This window comes from Streptomyces sp. ADI95-16 (assembly GCF_003721495.1).
In the GTDB taxonomy this organism is placed as follows: Bacteria; Actinomycetota; Actinomycetes; order Streptomycetales; family Streptomycetaceae; genus Streptomyces; species Streptomyces goshikiensis.
In genome coordinates this window covers 8,140,294-8,157,474 of the sequence record NZ_CP033581.1, presented here as the reverse complement: position 1 = coordinate 8,157,474, position 17,181 = coordinate 8,140,294, and the positions used below count along the sequence as shown (strand labels likewise).

15 protein-coding genes and 1 pseudogene are annotated in these 17,181 nt (G+C 66.4%); 9 read left to right on the top strand and 7 right to left on the bottom strand.

Annotation, left to right across the window (positions count from 1 at the left end; translation table 11 throughout):
* Positions 1–4 precede the first annotated feature (4 nt).
* The 5 genes from EES41_RS36635 to EES41_RS42475 all read left to right on the top strand — a co-directional run bounded on the left by EES41_RS36635 (position 5) and on the right by EES41_RS42475 (position 5,771).
* Entirely contained in the window at positions 5–2,284 is a 2,280-nt protein-coding gene (locus EES41_RS36635) for a hypothetical protein (RefSeq protein ID WP_123082131.1), read from the top strand.
* 248 nt (positions 2,285–2,532) lie between these two features.
* On the top strand, positions 2,533–3,285 hold the full coding sequence (locus EES41_RS36630) for a hypothetical protein (RefSeq protein ID WP_164496078.1): 753 nt from the start codon (positions 2,533–2,535) through the stop codon (positions 3,283–3,285).
* Between the two features lie 120 nt (positions 3,286–3,405).
* Positions 3,406–4,011 (top strand): hypothetical protein, encoded by a 606-nt coding sequence (locus EES41_RS36625; RefSeq protein WP_123082129.1) that lies wholly within the window; start codon positions 3,406–3,408, stop codon positions 4,009–4,011.
* 2 nt (positions 4,012–4,013) lie between these two features.
* Complete coding sequence (locus tag EES41_RS42480) at positions 4,014–4,856, top strand: hypothetical protein (protein WP_216827299.1); 843 nt, start codon at positions 4,014–4,016, stop codon at positions 4,854–4,856.
* A gap of 9 nt (positions 4,857–4,865) precedes the next feature.
* On the top strand, positions 4,866–5,771 hold the full coding sequence (locus EES41_RS42475; protein ID WP_216827298.1) for a hypothetical protein: 906 nt from the start codon (positions 4,866–4,868) through the stop codon (positions 5,769–5,771).
* A gap of 81 nt (positions 5,772–5,852) precedes the next feature.
* On the opposite strand, the gene EES41_RS36610 is transcribed toward EES41_RS42475, so the two are convergent.
* The 3 genes from EES41_RS36610 to EES41_RS36600 all read right to left on the bottom strand — a co-directional run bounded on the left by EES41_RS36610 (position 5,853) and on the right by EES41_RS36600 (position 9,804).
* Complete coding sequence (locus tag EES41_RS36610) at positions 5,853–7,361, bottom strand: replication-relaxation family protein (RefSeq protein WP_254211836.1); 1,509 nt, start codon at positions 7,359–7,361, stop codon at positions 5,853–5,855.
* Positions 7,362–7,778: 417 nt separating this feature from the next.
* Positions 7,779–8,276 (bottom strand): hypothetical protein, encoded by a 498-nt coding sequence (locus EES41_RS36605; protein ID WP_123082128.1) that lies wholly within the window; start codon positions 8,274–8,276, stop codon positions 7,779–7,781.
* A 76-nt stretch (positions 8,277–8,352) separates the two neighbouring features.
* Positions 8,353–9,804 (bottom strand): hypothetical protein, encoded by a 1,452-nt coding sequence (locus EES41_RS36600; protein ID WP_164496077.1) that lies wholly within the window; start codon positions 9,802–9,804, stop codon positions 8,353–8,355.
* A gap of 18 nt (positions 9,805–9,822) precedes the next feature.
* On the opposite strand from EES41_RS36600, the gene EES41_RS36595 reads away from it, so the two are divergent.
* The gene (locus EES41_RS36595) at positions 9,823–10,593 is read left to right on the top strand and encodes a transposase (protein WP_123082126.1); all 771 of its coding nucleotides are present in this window, start codon (positions 9,823–9,825) and stop codon (positions 10,591–10,593) included.
* A gap of 9 nt (positions 10,594–10,602) precedes the next feature.
* Here the strand turns inward: EES41_RS36595 and EES41_RS36590 are convergent, their stop codons facing one another.
* Together EES41_RS36590 and EES41_RS41830 are read right to left on the bottom strand one after the other, a co-directional pair.
* On the bottom strand, positions 10,603–10,893 hold the full coding sequence (locus EES41_RS36590) for a hypothetical protein (RefSeq protein WP_123082125.1): 291 nt from the start codon (positions 10,891–10,893) through the stop codon (positions 10,603–10,605).
* Between the two features lie 87 nt (positions 10,894–10,980).
* Positions 10,981–12,222 (bottom strand): hypothetical protein, encoded by a 1,242-nt coding sequence (locus EES41_RS41830; RefSeq protein ID WP_164496076.1) that lies wholly within the window; start codon positions 12,220–12,222, stop codon positions 10,981–10,983.
* 873 nt (positions 12,223–13,095) lie between these two features.
* Between EES41_RS41830 and EES41_RS36580 the strand changes: the two genes are divergently transcribed.
* Positions 13,096–14,316 (top strand): IS701 family transposase, encoded by a 1,221-nt coding sequence (locus EES41_RS36580; RefSeq protein WP_123082218.1) that lies wholly within the window; start codon positions 13,096–13,098, stop codon positions 14,314–14,316.
* Between the two features lie 320 nt (positions 14,317–14,636).
* On the opposite strand, the gene EES41_RS43450 is transcribed toward EES41_RS36580, so the two are convergent.
* Complete coding sequence (locus tag EES41_RS43450; protein WP_254211714.1) at positions 14,637–15,455, bottom strand: patatin-like phospholipase family protein; 819 nt, start codon at positions 15,453–15,455, stop codon at positions 14,637–14,639.
* A 217-nt stretch (positions 15,456–15,672) separates the two neighbouring features.
* Between EES41_RS43450 and EES41_RS36570 the strand changes: the two genes are divergently transcribed.
* Positions 15,673–15,987 (top strand): hypothetical protein, encoded by a 315-nt coding sequence (locus tag EES41_RS36570; protein WP_123082123.1) that lies wholly within the window; start codon positions 15,673–15,675, stop codon positions 15,985–15,987.
* Positions 15,988–16,014: 27 nt separating this feature from the next.
* Here the strand turns inward: EES41_RS36570 and EES41_RS36565 are convergent, their stop codons facing one another.
* Positions 16,015–16,638 (bottom strand): hypothetical protein, encoded by a 624-nt coding sequence (locus tag EES41_RS36565; RefSeq protein WP_123082921.1) that lies wholly within the window; start codon positions 16,636–16,638, stop codon positions 16,015–16,017.
* A 95-nt stretch (positions 16,639–16,733) separates the two neighbouring features.
* Here EES41_RS36565 and EES41_RS36560 point away from each other — a divergent pair.
* Positions 16,734–17,050, top strand: a pseudogene (locus tag EES41_RS36560) (transposase); the annotation flags it as partial.
* Positions 17,051–17,181 lie beyond the last annotated feature (131 nt).

Genomic DNA, 17,181 nt, shown 5'->3' with positions numbered 1-17,181 from the left:
GTACATGTTGACGTACCACGAAGTGATGTCGACCGACCTGGGCCTGCTGACGACGGCAGCGGGCAAGTGGGACGAGATGGCGGGCGAGCTGAAGAAGGTCGAGACCCGTTACGGCGACAGTGTCCAGAAGATCACCATGGGGCCCGACTGGAGCGGCGTCAGCGTCGGCGTCGCCCACACGAGCTTCGCCGCGACACGGTACGAGTACTCCGCAGCGCAGATCCAGGCCAAGGCGGTCGCGAGCCTGCTGCGCGATGCCCACACCCAGTTCGCCGACCTGAAGAAGCGAGTCGAGTCCGCGCGCGACGACGCGATCAAGGCGGGGATGACCGTCTCGGAGCAGGGCAACGTCGCGTTCGACTACGCCAAGCTGACTCCCGCGGAGCGCAGGGCCTACCACAACGATCCCGACGGCCAGACCACCATCCGTGACGCGGTCAACAAGTGGCAGCAGCACATCAACGATCAGGTCAAGGCCGTCTCCGAAGCCGACCAGGGTGTCAAGATCGCTCTTGAGGCGGTCGTGGTGGACAGCAATAAGGACGCCTTCGGCAAGGGCAATGATGGAACCCTCAACGGCTTCAACGCCGACGCGCAGGGTGACATCGAGGTGTACGAGGCCCGCAATGCCGAGGACATCGCCACTCGTATCAACAGCGGCGACAAGGTGTCGGCAGCCGACTACGCGGAGCTGGACCGATCTTTCCGCGATAACGCCAAGAGCACCGAGTTCAACCAGACCTTCCTCAACGGGATGGGTGCCCAGAACACGCTCAAGTTCACGAACAAGCTCAACGACCTGGCGTATCACGATGACAAGAAGGGCAAGCAGACGTACCTGGACCTGGAGAAGGGGCTCGCCAACTCTCTGTCCAACGCGATGCAGGACCCGAAGTCGAAGTTCTACAAGGACTTCCGGGAGCAGCTGAAGAAGGCCGGCGTCGAGAAGTTCGACCTAGCGGTAGCCGCCGAGGCTCCGAACGTCATCAGTCGTCGCCACGGGGAGCAGCAGGTCCGGGGCTATCAGAGTCTGATCACCCTCATGCAGAGCGGGGACGGCTACTCGGCGCCGTTCATGCACGACCTCGCTGACGACATCCGCTCGGCGGAGGACAGGAAGCGCGGCGGCGATCCGAACATCTGGGATCTGCAGGGCGATTTCAGCGGCAAGAAGGGCGGTTGGTTCGCCAACGACCCGCTCGACGGCCTGCTCGGCATCATGTCCAAGGACCCCGCCGCCGCCACCTCGTATCTCGACCCGGGTGCAGACCACAAGAACGACAACCTCCAGTACCTGCTGAAGGAACGCGACTGGAAGTTCGACGACACTCCCGTCTGGCACGGCGAGATCGAGACACGCAGCGACATCGAGAGTGAGGGCAAGGACGCCCGCACCGGTCTGGGACTGCTCCTTGAATCCGGCACGACAGGCCATACGCCGCTCGGCCCGAACCAGGATCCCTGGCCTGCGACCCCTCACACCGAGGGACAGGCGCGCATCATGCACGACGTGATCGGCGGGATCGGACCCGACCAGAGCGTGCACGAGAACATGCGTGAGCCCTTGGCCCGCGCGCTGGCCACGTACACCGCGGACACCCACGAGATCCTCGGAGGCCTGGACTCCAAGTACATCTCCGCCGCGGGGACCGGATACTTCCAGGACGGCGACAAGACCCACATGGCGGTCAGCCAGAAGGACCTGGTGCAGTTCATGCGCGGTCTCTCCGAGGACCCGGAAGCCTATGGAACGCTCCACAAGGCGGAGTCCCGCTACATCGACCTCTCCCTGGAACAGATTCCCAAGGGGGCACAGGGACCAGACGTCACCAACCCGATCAACAAGGCGGGCACCGCTCTGGGCGTCATGAGTTCCATCCGGGAGGACGTGCTCAACGACGGCCGGATGGCCGGGTACAGCGAGGCGGACTGGAAGGCGAAGCTCGCCTACCACGTCATCGGCGGTGCGGTGACGCCCATGTACTTCACCACGGCCGGCGGCGTCTCCCTCGCCTTCGGCGACTCCATCCAGCGCGGCGTCGACACCTGGGCCTGGGAGTGGGGCAACCGCATGAAGGGCGAGGTCGACGCCAAGATCAATCCTCAGATTGCGGACGAGTACCTTGAGGTCAACAACCAACTGCCGATCATGATCCGTGAGTGGGCCAAGGAGAGGCCGGACATCCAAGAGAGCTTCATTCAGGACTACAGCCGCGACGTCCTCGAAGGGCGTAACCGCGGTACTGAAACAGCACATAAGTACCTGACCGACACGACCAACTGACCGGGCAGCGAGAGAGCGAAGTGGGGACGTCGATGACGGGGAGCACGGGACGCCGACCCGTTCCAGTGAAAGCGTGGGCCGGGGCAGGAATATGCCTGGCCCTGCTCGGCGCATTCGGGACTTGGTTCCTCCTCGGGCGCGAGACGTCCCCACCCTGCAATGGCCTGGCCGAAAACGCGAGCGTCCGGAAATCAGTGGGGGCTGCTGTCCACCCCGGCATCAGCTGCGCGGCACTCGGAGAGGCGATCGTGAAGGCGACTGCGGGCAGCCAACCGGGGCGTCACACCCAGGCGCAGGCGCAGGCGATGAAGGACGTCATCTTTGCGCTCGGCTGGGGGCAGTCGCAGAAGATCGAGCTCGACCCCGCATTGAGGGTGCCCCTTGCCACTGCCCTGGCCGACTACGCACCCGATGTACATGAGATGCTCGCCGGTCTCGACAACGAGTACATAGTGAACGCAGGCGACAACAAGTCACCCTGGGAAGCCGGGGGGACTTACCACCTTTCGGTCTGGAACAGTGTTCTCACAAAAACCCTGCGCGCGGTGGCGGTGGACCCCCAGGCATACGCCCTCCTGCGGATGGCAGAAACCCGCACCGCAGCCGGGCAGCTCGCCGCCGTCCCCGCGGACGCGACCGGCGTAGATCTCTCGCTGCCGCCGACGAAGAACGCCCGCGCACTCGGCATCCTGGACGGCATCGCCGACGCAGCCACAAGCCAGGACGCCGACCAGGCCCGGAAATGGCATGCTGCGGTCTTCGACCGCCTGATCACCGAACAGGCAGACCAGGCGGAGCCGGCCGGTCGCCTCACCGCCACGTGGCTCCAGGAACTCAAGAACACCCCCGAACAGCAACGCGCAGAACGCCTGCACACCCAGGGCGTCGACATGGCCCGCACCTGGGCACAGACCCGCACCATGGACGAGCCAACCCGGCAGGAACTGCTCACCAAAGTAGAAAACAGCGCCCGCAACGCCCACGAGGAAGTGAAGCACTGAGGCCTCAGGCTTCACTGCGAGAAGGCCCAGCCTGCACCGCCGCCACGAAGCAGACCCACGGGACCCAGAGCTCCGTGCCCTGGCCATGCGCACAAGCATGGGCAACATGACGCCTCGGACGTGCACCAGATCCTCGAGCGGGGCGACCTCACCCGTCTCATGCGCGGCGTCGCCGAGGACCCCAAGGCGTTCGGTGTCATGCACCACTCGCAGAGCGTGGTGATCGCCGAGGGAGTAAACGGCTTCCCACCGGACTCGTACCGCAAGGAGGACCCCGAGATGCGCACCTGGGTCAATCAGTCGGCGTCGGTTCTCGGCCACCTCGACGGCGTGCGCGGCGACGTCATCTACGACCTCGGCCAGGCGGAGAAGGACACCCACGCCTGGAACCAGAGGATGAAATACCACGCCATCGGCGCACCCCTGACGGCCATCCCCATCGTCGGCGACGCGCTCCAGCGCACGGTCGACGCCGGCACGGCCGGGTACATGAACGAGCTCAACGCCAAGGTCGACGAGGAAACTCGTAAGAACATGGTCAACCACTTCGAGAACGGCGAGAACCAGATGAACGCCATGATGCGGAAGATGGCGACCCAGAAGGGCCTCACGAAGGAGGAGCTGGACGTGAGCCCGGGCGAGTACGAGGACGGTCTCCAGACGACTGCCGAGAACTGGTACCAGCAGGGCATCGAGGACGCCCAGAAGAAGATGGGACAGCCGTAGACATGGACAGGAAGTGGCTGCCGCTGACCATCGCGCTCGTCGCCGCCGGGGTGGCCGTCGTGACGGCAAGCTTCTGGCCTGACGACAAGAAGCCGCCGCTACCGCAGACGCTGTGCCATGGGGCGCTCAGCCGGCAGACGGCGGAGCTGATCGACGACGGCAAGGGGGGCGAGGTCAGCACGGAGGAGTGGGAGAGCAAGGGCAAGAGCACCGATCACGCGGTGTTCAAGGGGTGCCAGGTGCTGCGCGCCAACGCGGACAGCGATTACCCCCGGGGGGTCTACACCCTGATCATCGAAGACAACCGGAACGACCCTCACTACAAGCCCAAGAACTCCGTCCCCCTCCGCCCCGGCTTCACCGGCTGGGCGCTTCCCGACAAAGCCGAGGCCAACCTGTCCGCCGGCTGTGCCGCCCGCATGGGCTCGACGGCGCCGAACATCACGGTGACGCTCATGCCGCCCTCGAAAAAAGGGGAAGAGGAGGAGAAGGACCTCGCCGACCGGGACGCCCCCGCGATCCGCAACAACGCGGCTCGCCGTGGCGCGGGTCGCAAGGCCCGGCCGCCGGCGCCGAACTGGCCGAGCTCTGCGAGCCGCCGACGAGCTCGGCGTAGGTGCGGCCGGCCGTGGGCCCGGGTTCGGGTCGTCGTGGTCCGTGCCGTAGACCCGGCCGCGCAACAGATCCTCATCCCTGTCCATGCACCCCAGCGTCCCAGCCACCACCGACAGCCAGGCACCCTGCGGTCGTACGGTCAGCACGGCTCAGGACACTGGGCGGGTGACTTGTCTCGCGCGGCTTCTCACCCGCCTTTTCCCTCCACCTTGCGAACCGGTGGTCTTTAGCCTGGGAGCATGCCGCAGCCCGAGTTCCGTGCCGACGACTTCGTCAACCCCGAGGCCCCCGAGGACGAGCGCCGTCTCCGGCCGGACCACCCTCGTGTCCGTGACCACTCTTACGAATGTTCGCGCACTACTCAGGAGGTGGATCTGTGGAAGGCATCGCTCGTCTCCACTGTGATGGACCCCTGGGATGCCTACCCTGACGGGGGGGACGTCCCCGAGGACGCGGTCCCTGGCCCCTCGCTCACTCTGTTCGTCAAGGAACGGGGTCGCGGGCCAGGGTACGTCGCGGACTTCCTCTACGAGGCGGCTGACTTGCCGGTCACAGTGCACGGCATCCTGGCCAACGAGGGAGCCGGCCTCGGGCTGATCGAACTAGAGCTCTGGCGCCCGGGCTGGGGGTACTGGGACAGCTTCGGAGACTTCGTCGGCCCCTCCGAGGAGAATGCGGCGTTGCCCGTGTCGGCGCCGATCACGAGCGATGTGCTGCGACGCATCCCGGTGGGCCTGATCGTTGCCCGCGCCCAGGCCGAGCTGGCCGACCAATCTTGGAAAGAGGAAGCCATTACCGTCTTCGGTCGTCCGCGAACGGCAGGACCAGAACTCGCTGCAGCGTCCCTCCAAGCCCTGGAGAACGCGAACGCACTGGCACAGCCCGCGCAGCGAGGGCGGCCGCCGCTCGAGGAAAAACTCCTCCACCGTGTGGCCCGTGCCTACCTCCGTGAAGCCGCCAACGGCCCTGGCCTCCACCGGCGTCTGGCCGACCACTTCGACCGTCCGGAGCCGACCATCAAGGACTGGATCAAAGCAGCCCGCGTGCGCGGCTACCTCTCTCCTGCGGTCCCCGGGCGCCGCGCGGCTGGCCCGGGTCCTCTTCTTGGCCGCCCCGAGAGCGGACCCGGAGTTCCGTCAGCTTGAGCTCTACAACGCGCAGCAGGGGCTTGCCCAGGGTGACCTAAGGCTTGCCCACGCTGAACGGCGGGAGGGCTTGCCCAGCCATCAGGGGGCTTGCCCGGGGCGGAAGCGGGAGCGCCAGCCGCGGGCCTTCTCGGCGGTCTGGGCGGCCTCCGCCTCCAAGGGGTCGCGTTCGGCCTGGTCTGCTGCCGCGACCGTCTTGTCCTCGCACGGCTCGCACAGCGTCGGGTGCCACCGGTGGCCCGGCTCCGGGGAGAACCTGGTGTTCTCCCATCGGTCGTTGTCGAACTTCGTCCCGCAGCCGGCGCAGGCAGGGCGGGCGGCCTCGCGCTCGGCCCTCTTCTGCGCGGCCGCGCGGCGCAGCTGCTCCTGGTACTCCTCCTGCTGGACCCGCGCCCGCTCCGCTCGGCGGGCGAGGACGGCATCGCGGCGGGGGTTGCCGATCGCGTCTCGGAGGGGCTGCATGTGGGTGCGGCCGAAGCGGAGGAAGACCGGGCCGCCCGGGCCGTGCTCGCGTAGGTTGCGCAGTCCGGTCGGGGTGATCGGGATCTTGCGGTCGTAGCTGCTGTACCCGTCGGCCGGCTCGCCCGCCCACAGCGGCCGGGTCAGCTCCTGGAGCCGCGGGACGGTGCGGTTGGGGTCGCGGGCACCGAGGCGGTTGAAGACGATCAGGACCGGCGGGTGCGGGGCCTCCCCACGCTCTGCAACGCGGGCCATCCAGCGGGTGCGCCACATCGGCTTGTCCTTGCCGTCGGTGTCCTTGATCTGCCGCTTGAAGAACCTGGAGTACTTCAGCAGCTTTGCCGCGATCTCCTCGGCGGTCTCGTGGCAGTTGTCAACCTCGATGAACAACAGCGGGATCTGGTCCTGCGGGGCGGTGAGCACGATGTCGGCCTGGGCGCCGCCCTTGCCCGGCGCACCCCAGCTGCCGGTGGCGGGCAGCGGGACCTCGGTCGCGTACGAGGCGATCGTGCCAACACCGGCCGAAGCGTCGACGGCGGCCTGCGCGGCAGCCTTGGCCTCGGCCGGCTCCCGGGTGAGCAGCCGGAGGTCGGGCTTGGGGCGGAGCATCGCAATGACGGTCTCGTTGACGGCCATGGGGTGGGTGGCCCCGCTGGAGCCCGCACCGCGAGCGGTGGAGCCCATCTCCGACATGGGGCGCCCGAGCTCGTAGGAGGCGGCTTCCAGGCCCTTGGTGGTCAGGTTGCGCAGCGACTCCCCCGCCCGGCTGGTGCCGCCGTTCTCGGCGAGACCGTGCTTGCGCAGATCCGAGAGCGCACCCGCATGCGAGGCGGTACGGGCGGTCTTCCGCTCGGAGGCGGTCCCTTCATGGTGTGCCGGTAGGTCAGGTGTGGTGCGGCGATCCGCTGGATCTGGTCGGCGGTGGCCACCTTCAGCACCCCGAGCACGCGCAGCACATCGCCCCGCAGGTCGTTCGAGGATCCCGCCGGATTCGTCAGCCGCTTGCCTGCCATCAGCTCCACCCCTTCGACGCTCGCGATCAGTTGTACCGGTCAGCCGTGAGCTGGACCTGTCTGGTCGTGGAGGGCGCCGGGTTCCCTGGAACCCGATGATCTCCTCCCATCCGGACAACAAGAGGGGAGAAGTGTGACGGCGCGGTTTTCACGCTGATTCGCGTACTGACCTGCATTTTTGCCACCCTGCCGGGTGTCGGGCCCCCAAGTGGGTCCCGAAGGGGACTCCGAAGCGCCCCCTCAAGGAGCCCACTTCGGCTTGCCCAACCGGCGCAGGGCTTGCCCGTGCTCAGCTCGGCCCGCGGCCGGGCCGAGCTGGACGTGGCCGGCTCCCGGGCCGCAGTGACTCACGTGGCGCCGCGGGCCCATGCAGGGGACCAGCGCTGGTCGTCGTGAATCGCGTCGGCGCTGACAAACCACCTCGGCTGCCGCCTCACTTCCGGCCGACTGACGTTGAGCCGTACGGGCCAGCATGGAAGAACCACAGGTGACCTGTGGGAATGGGCGGTGTCCGGTGCGGGGGCTGGAGCCTCTGTTACTGCTTACAGCCCTGGATGTCGTCTGGGCAGCCGTGGACGTCGTGGGGCTCCAAGGAGTTGAGATTCCAGACGATGACGCCGCTCGGGATGGGCTCTTTATCAATGGGCGGGATCTTGACTGCGACGGCTGGTCCTGCAGGCACGTTCACGCGTAAGGCTTGCCGGTCTCCGCAGCGTACTTCGAGAAGCCGCTTGACCTCACCGCGAGTGACGGTGAGAGTCACGGCGGAGACGCCATCGGTGTCGCAGGCGATGTCGAAGCGGTAGGGCTTCTCGCCTGGGGTGTCCAAGGTCCGGTCAATGCCAGAGGCGACGTAACTGGAAGCCTCGGCAACCTGAGTGGTGTCTGCGTCGTCGGCGTCCAAGGCCCGCTGCGCGCGTTGCAGTGCGTCATCGGGTTCCCACTCCCTGGCCCGGCTGCCGTCGTCAGGGGCGCAAGCGGTAGCCAGTGCAGCGGTGGCAAGCAGAACGGCGAGGGCCCGGGTTATCCGCATGGCAGCATCCTAGAGGGGGGATCCGGGGCCCCGTCTGGTGCTCGCGAGACCCCGGAAGTCGTACAGATGGACAATGTCAGTGCGTGCGGCGGTAGAGCTCGGGGCCGCAAACTACGGCGCATGGGTCCTCGGGGCGGCCGACGATGGGCGGCGCGTCAGCACGGAGGAGGGGCGACGGAGGCACGAGGACGTACTCGCGCCCCATGGCGCTGGCTTGCGTGTTGCCGTACATGGTGACCTCGCCGTCGGACCAGCGGACGAAGAGGTCGTCTTCCCAGTCGTTCATCCCGTATTCGCCGGCAGCGATCACCCGGGCATGGGTCCAGGTGTCATTGCCCTCGGCGGTCGACACGACCGTTTCGCTTTGCACCCCGCCGACTCTGACGTCGGGGTACATGCTGACCTTTCCGCTCTTCCAGACCACCAGCAGGTCGTGGTTGGGCGTCGTGTCGTTGCTGTCGCCGTCGAAGTCGCCGCCGGTGATGAGTGCCGCCGACTGCCACAGATCGTTCGGTGCCGCCAGCTGTTCCTCAGCGTGAAGGCCGGCTCCGTCGACGTCAACGTACTTGGTGATCTCCCCGTCGTTCCACCGGACGATGAGGTCGTCCGGCCACCTGTTTCCGCCGTACTTGCCGGTCGCGATGCCGCGGGCGTACTTCCATACGGAGTCTGCGGGCGCCACCGTGATCTCGTTGGGCAGGTGCTGGTCGAGAGAGGTCGGGAGCTTGGTGTTCTGGTCGATGTCGGGGTAGATCGTCACTTCGCCGTCGACCCACTTGACGAGCAGGTCGTAGGCTGCGCCGCCGGCGTAGTCTCCCGCGGTGATGAGGTCTGCGTACTTCTTGAACAGATCGTTCGGCTTTGCCAGCTGGGTTTCGCAGGGCATGTCTTTCTGGCAGCCGGGGTAGAAACCGAAGTTCTGGTCTCCGGGGTAGAGCGTCACCTCGCCGTCGTCCCATCGGACGATCAGGTCGGAGTCACCGTTTTGCTGGGAGCTCGTGTGGAAGGTTCCGGCCGCTGCGCCAACCGCGTGTTTCCAGAGCCCGGCAGTGCCGAGCTCACTGCGGGTTCCCTGGTCCGGTGTCTCGTTCTTGACCGCCTGGTTGAACAGCCGGGTGACCTCACCGTCGAACTGTGAAGAGTAAGAGACATCGTTGGTCGGGCCGCCGGTCTTGTATCCGCCGATGACGCCGATGATCTCGCCGCGCCTGCCGTCGAAATTGCGCAGGAAAGGCCCACCGGAGACACCAGGTGCGTAGCCGTTGCACGCGATCTTCAGGAAGCGGTCGCTGTAGCCGCTGGTCGTGGTGGGGCCGCAGACAAGCGGAGCCTTCGAGTCTCCGGGGAACCCGAAGAGGCTGACGTTCTTCTGGGCGAGTTCGGAGAAGTGGATCGTGGTCAGTTTGTTCCCGGTGCCGGTGGCGTCCTCAAGGAACTGGCCCTTGGCGTTGGGCCCGCTTCGCAGGAACGCGAAGTCCAAGTCATCGCCCTTGACCGGCCCTAAGGGCTGTCCCGTAACGGTGTTCATGGGTGGGACGATCACCCCGTGACTGTTGTGATCACTGCGTCTGAGCTGTCCTGGATACGTCCGTTCAGCGGTCTCACCCCTCGGCAGTTCAGCAAGCTGGTCACTGCTCTACGCCGTCGAGGTGCGCATGAAGCGCGCCCGGGACGCCCTTGGACGCTTTGCTTCGAGGACCGCGTGCTGCTGGTCGTTGCGTACTGGCGGACCAACCTGACGATGCGACAGCTGGCGCTCTTGTTCGGCGTTTCGAAGTCCACGGTCGACCGCGTAGTCGATGACCTGGGGCCGCGCCTGGCATTGATCCAGCGGCAACGCTTCCGCAAGGGCACTGTTCTCATCGTGGATGGCACGCTCGTGCCCACTCGCGATCACACCCTCGCCCAGCGATCCAAGAACTACCGCTACTCCACCAACCACCAGGTGGTCATCGACGCGGACACCCGCCGGGTTGTGATTGTCGGCCGGCCGCTGCCTGGAAACCGCAACGACTGCAAGGCCTGGGAGGAGTCTGGCGCCAAGGCCGCCGTCGGTGACACAGTCACGATTGCCGATGGCGGCTATCCAGGGACTGGCCTCGTGATCCCCCATCGCCGCGAGCGCGGCCAGGCTGAACTCACGCCCTGGAAGGAAGAGCACAACAGGTCTCACAAGCAGGTCCGAGCCCGCGTGGAGCACGTCTTCGCACGTATGAAAACGTGGAAGATCCTCCGTGACTGCCGACTCAGAGGTGACGGCGTCCACCATGCCGTGCTGGGTATCGCCCAGCTGCAGAATATTGCCCTGACCCAGTGACCGAGCGGGTCAACCCAGCTCAGCCACGTCAGGGTCAGCAGGCTTCGGGGGCCTCTGATGACCGCACTCCAGCCGCGTTCCGTTGGCGTCAGTCACTGTGTACTCCAGGACAATCTTGGTCGGGTCGCCGTCCTCATAAGGCCACACCGTCATGCCTCCCTCCCAGACGAGGGTGGAGAACCAGACATCGATCCCCTCGGCTTCAGGCGCGACCGTGAAGACCTCCCCGGGCCGCAGATAGAAGTCCTCACCGTACGGCTCGATGAAGAGACAGAAGTCGCCCTTGCCTGCATTCTCCACAGGCAGCCTGCTGCGTCCCACTCGTCCCCCAAGACCGCTACCCCGATGACCGGTCCACAGTATCCGCCCACGCTGCCACCGCCACCTTCAAGCAGCCCACGCCCTGCAGGCCGATTGCGGGACAGCTCTTAGGGTCAGGTAGCGGCCGTCAATGTAGACTTTTCCCTGCTGGATGGGGAAGACACCGTAGGGCGCCGTGCCTCGGGACGGATTGGCCGGGTCGGGCTTCCAGCCGGGGACGAAGGCCAAGTGCTTGAACCGGTCGTTGTCGCTGAGGCAGTGGGCCGCCGTTATCACAATCGACTTCGTCGGCGAGGTCACGGAGGAGCCCGTGCAGAACTGCGGGCGCGCACCGGGGTCGGACTGGGGGTCGTCGTCCTCCGTTATGAGGAACACCCCCACTGTTGCAACTCCCTTGTTTTCGAAGTGGGACGGGGCTCCCGCCACAGCACCGCGCTCGGGAGACTCGGCTCCGTCCTTCGACTTGCCGTTGTCCACGGGTACAGCGCTCGCGATGCGTTCCGGGGTCCAGTACGCCTCGGCCCGCTTTGCAGCGGCGATCTGCTCCGGTGTCGCCTTCGGCTCCGCGCCAGCTGGGGGCTCGCCGGATCCAGAGGCCTTCGGCTGCTGGCCGGGCGCGGTCGGAGACGGCGAACTCGACGTGCCTGGCGCAGAGTGGCTCGGCTTGACGGGCACGGGCGTGACCGGCGGTGTGGCGGCAGGCTTGCTGCCACGAACTGCCTCGTCGTACAGATTCTGGATGTCGGAGCCGAAGTAGGGGCTGTACACCGCGGCCGGGCCGGCTGCAGAGGGGTGGAGCTCCCGGGAAGCGGAGGCAACTCCAATGATGTCGCCTGTGCCGCTGGCGGCGTCGTACCGGGAGATCAGTGCTGCCCCTGCCGTGAACCTTCCTGCCCCGGTCTGGCAGTCCAGACGCAGTCCTGCGGCGGATGCTCCCTCCGAGGCCGCTTCCGAGGTAATGCCTACGCAAGGTTCGGCTTGGCTGCCCGGGCGGGCGGGGAGTCGTACGTTGTTCTGCACACGGTCCGACCCCGTGAGCAGCCGGAGCGCGGGAGAGGTATCTTCCAGTTCCTTGCCGTCGCCACCTTTATCTACGACGGCAAAGGCGGTCCCGGGCACCGTCTCAGTTGAGCCGGTTGATGTCACGGCGCCCGGACCAGACCAAACGCGGTTCCGGGTGCCTTGACGCTGGACGACGAATTTTCCGTCGGGTGTCTCGATGGCGCCCTTCACAGTTTTCCGGACCGATGGCACATACACGAGCTTCTCGCCAGTTTCGCCACCAGCAACACAGTCGTTCGACGTCACGATGAGATTGCGCTGTGGGCTTGAAACAACGGACGCGGCACAGAAGTGCACAGCATCCTTACCGATCTTGAAAAGGGTTCCAGCCTTCGGCCCTTCCGGCCAAGTAGACGGCAACAGGGACGCCAGTGTTTCCCTGTCCGACTGGACACCGGGCGCGCTGGTCCGACCCTCGTCCGGCCACGGCCGAGCCAGCGCCATGCGCTCGGGCGTCAGCAGCAGATCTGCTTCCTTAGCCGTCCAGGGCGCTTCTGCCGCCAGCGCCGCACGGCCGGTCGCCCCTGGGCTGGGCGGCAGCGCCGAGGCTGCCGAAGCAGCTGTAACCACCAGCGCTGCAGCACAGGCCCCTGCCCCGACGTGCCGAATTGACTTTCTTAAGTGCACGGTCTGAGAACCTCTCGTCGAATCACCCCGATGCACGCAGCATCGACCCCCCAGGCGGACGGATGTTCGAACCTAATGGCCGCGACCCCACAATTGCAGCCCGGTTTCACCCATTGACTTCTCAAAGCGTCCTGATACCACCGGCGGACTTGATTCCACTTATTCCAGCGGAAGCCGCGGCACCTACGACAATCCCGTGCGGCATCTGTCGGTGCGAGGCGTCGAACAGCCAAGTGGAATCGGAACGTTTCGGGATGCGAAACTCCCGAAACGGCCAGAAGCCGACCGCGGGCCATAGCGCCTAATACTCCAGCAGGATTTTGATGTCTGACCTGCGGGTTTCGCTGGGCGGCTGGAGTGTAGCGGGCTGCGGTGTGGTCAGGGACGGTCTTCGTCGGACGGTCCATCGATCGTGCGACAGCGCCGCAAGTAGTGGCAGTGGCGGGGCAGCTTCCCAAGGTGATCAGCGCGCGTGTTGGCGAGCAGTGGAACCTGGACCTAGACGACCTCTTCGTGACCATTGGCCATCGGTTCGGACGGGTGGAACTACGCCGTCGCATGCGCGACTACGTACGTGGCCTCCTCGCCCCGGTGGCCCGGAAGAACAGCTGGCAACTGGCCGAGCAGGCAGGCCACGCAACCCCCGACGGTCTGCAGCACCTACTCGCCGGAGCGAAGTGGAATCCCGACGACATCCGCGATGACCTGCAGGAATACGTCGCTGACAAGCTCGGCGAGAGCGATGGCGTCCTCATCATCGACGACACCGGGTTCATCAAGAAGGGCACCACATCCGCCGGGGTCCAGCGCCAATACTCCGGAACCGCCGGCCGCACCGAGAACTGCCAGATCGGCGTCTTCGCCGCCTACGCCACCACCTTGGGCCGGGCCCTGGTCGACCGTGAGCTCTACCTGCCCAAGAGCTGGACCGAGGACCGCGAACGCTGCCGGGCGGCCCGCGTTCCCGACGAGCGGGAGTTCGCCACCAAGGGTGAACTGGCCCGCCGCATCGTGCTGAGGTCTCTCGCCTCGCCGCTGCCCATCTCCTGGGTCACCGCGGACTCCGCCTATGGACAGGAGAGCCGCTTTCGCCGACTGCTGGAACAGTCCGGCGTCGGCTACGTGCTGGCCGTGCCCAAGTCCCAGTTCACCGTGGGCTGCCCCCGCATCGACGGCCTGTTCGCGCAGGCCCCGGCCGAGGCATGGGAGAAAATCTCGTGCGGTGACGGCGCGAAAGGTCCTCGCGTCTACCACTGGGCGGCGGTGCGGCTGCCGGCCGTCGAGGAGTTCGACTACCAGGGCGAGGCCCCCCACCGGATGCGGTGGGCACTGGCCCGCCGCAGCATCCGCAAGCCCGACGAGATCGCCTACTACCTCGCCTACGCGCCCTTGGAGACCACTGTTCAGGAGCTGGTGCGGATCGCCGGGACACGCTGGGCGATCGAGGAGTGCTTCCAGGCCGCGAAGAACGAGTGCGGCCTGGACCAGTACGAAGTCCGTCGCTACGTCGGCTGGTACCGGCACATCACCCTCGCCATGCTCGCCCACGCCTTCCTGGCCTCCACGGCGCGCGAGCTCCGGGAAAAGGGGGTGGCACCGATGAGGCAGCAGGGGCAATCGAGTTCACAGTGGCGGAGGTTCGGCGACTCCTGGCAGCTTGTCGGCCCCGGCCCCCACACCTCCGTGGCCACCGAGGACGACACCACGCGCTGAGCTGGTCGAAATGGCGCCGCCAGCGCCAAGCAGTCGCCCGCCACTGCCACTACTTGCGGCGCTGTCGCACGATCGATGGACCGTCCGACGAAGACCGTCCCTGACCACACCGCAGCCCGCTACACTCCAGCCGCCCAGCGAAACCCGCAGGTCAGACATCAAAATCCTGCTGGAGTACTAATACTCCAGCGGTAGATCGTGATCTTGGCGACCGGATGGCTTGCCGGCGGTGGTAGCTCGTCGCGAATCAGCTGTAGGTAGGACCGGGGCCGAGGGCGGGGTCAACGAGACGGGCAGCAGTCTGGGGATCGGGCGGACGCTCAGTCCATGTCGGATCCGGTCTTCCAGGCGAGGCGGAGCTGCTCTGCGGCATCGGTGGCTTGGCGAAGGCCCGCCTGGTAGGCCGGTTCCCAGGCCGTGCGGTCGTTGAGGTCTGAGCCGAATGCGCGTATCGATGCCGGATCGGGCTCGATGGTTACCACTGTGTGCGCTGCGGCGACCGCCAGCTCCTGGTGGAGCAACTCGCGGGGAAACAGGTGCGCCTGCGGGTCGATCACGACGAGTGTGCGGGCTCCGGCCGCGAGTGCGGCGTTGGTTGCCGACCGCAGGGAGCCGTCCATGTATCGGCGGCCGTTGATGGTGATCGGCGGGTAGATGCCCGGGAAGGCCGTGCTTGCCGCCACGGCGGAGGGCAGGGGCGCGCCACTCGCGCGGTCGGAGACCTCCTGCTCGCCGGTCTCGACGTCCATCGCGGTGATGAGCAGCTTCCGGTCCGGCCATAACTGCGGGGAATCACCACGCTGTCCGGCCGTGATCACGACGGCCATCGGCTTCTGGCCCTGCTCGACGGCCAGGTGCAGCTTGGTGGTCAGACCGCCGCGCGAGCGCCCAAGGCCGTGGTCGTCCGGCTGACGGTGACCCGCCGGGCGGCTCGGCCTGTAGGTCCCCTTTTTCCGCGCTCCGGCGGCGTGCTGGTGGGCCCGGCATACGGTGGAATCGATGTTGAGGTCCCAGGTGATGAGATCCTTGGCGTCGGCCTGGGCCTGCAGGTCGCTGAAGATCCGCTGCCAGATGCCGTCCCGCTGCCAACGGCGAAACAGGTCATACGACCTGGCCCAGGGCCCGTATCGCTCCGGCACATCCCGCCACGGGACGCCGGTCCGGGTACGGAACTTATGCCGTCGATCAGCTGCCGCCGACTCCACCTCGGTGGACGTCCGGGTTTCCTGCCCTTGGGCAACAAGGACTCCAGCCGCACCCACTGCATATCCGTCAGATCTACACGTACCAGCCGGTGATCATCACAGACCGTGATCTACTTCTGGGCATCGAGTCGATCACCGGAAAGCCAAGGTCATGACCAACCACTGCTGCGAAGCGATGAGCCGCCGTGTGAACGTGCGCTGCGACCAGCACGACGACCCCTTCGCCTGCCCTGACGCACTGATCAAATTCAGCGCCAAGTTCCAGGAGTACGGGCTGATCATCCACGACGGCGGCACGTCGAGCATCACCATCGACTTCTGTCCCTGGTGCGGGCGACGCCTCCCCGAGTCACAGCGGGACCGATGGTTCGACGAACTGGAACGCCGCGGGATCGATCCGGGTGAGGACGAAGTCCCCGCCGAATTCCAGGACGACCGCTGGCTCGCTGCCCTGCCTCGGGGCTGACGCGCCACGTCGTCTCGTTTGGCGAACTCACACGTCTCGTGCAAGGCCGTACGCCTCGCGGGTCCGCTCGTCGGGTCCCGTGGGCAGGTATGCCAGGAGGACGGGGCCGGGGTAGAGGGCCGCGCTGTCCCAGCCAGCCATCTCTTCGCCGGTCAGGTAGCGGTATAGCCACTCGGCGAAGTCCATGGTGTGGCCGACCCAGTCGCCCTCCGAGCCCTGGACCACGATTCCGTCGGGGTACCCGTGGACCTCTGGAGCCAGGAAAATAGCGGCTCCCTGGTCCGTGCTGGCAAGAGGGATGAGGCCGTCGGAGGAACCGAAGGTGATCTGCGGACGGTTGCAGATCACGCGGGGATCAGCGTCGGGTTCCAGGTCGTCGGACTCCCATGCCCGCCACTCAGACCAGACTTCCGCATCCGACCGGATCTCCTCGCCCAGGTTCCGCCATGCACAGGCCGGGTGGGACGAAAGGTAGAGGCTCCCGTTGAGCTGGACGGGGGCGTACGCGTCGACGATCGCCTTGTAGTCGGCCGGAAGCCTTCTGTCGATCTCCTGCTCCAGGTGTAGCCAGGCAGCGGGATCGTTGTAACGGTTCTCCGCTGGGCCGAGCATGGCGAAGACGGCCTGCAGATAGTCGGTCATGGCGGTCATGCCCCTCGAAGATGCTTGCCGGGAATGGCTGGTGCCAGCATCGAGCACCCCTCCTGTCGACGGTTGGCCGGGGTCCTCGTTGTCTTGGCTTGGAGATGGTGCGGCAGCTGGTGCCAGACAGTTTGTGGGAGCTCTTCCTTCGCGTGATGCCCGAAGCGCCGGTGCGTCCACAAGGCGGCGGAAGCCGCAGGGCTGACGACCGTGGAGTCTTGGCCGCGATCCTTTTCGTTGCCACGTCCGGCTGCACCTGGCGACAGCTCCCACCCATGTTCGGCGCGTCCTGGCAGACCGCTCGCCGCCGATTCACGCACTGGACCGAAGTCCGGGTTTGGGCAAAGCTCCACCGCGTCATCCTCGACGAACTGGGCGCCACCGGGGAACTGGACTGGTCGATGCGATCGACTCAGTGAGCCTGTAAGAGGCCGTCCTCGCCGACCGCGAACGCCTCCTCGGACCCGACCTCCCCGACACCCTCAGCGCCCGCGCCAACCTCGCCGCCATGTACCGCGACTTCGAACGCCGCCACGACGCAGACCAGATGCG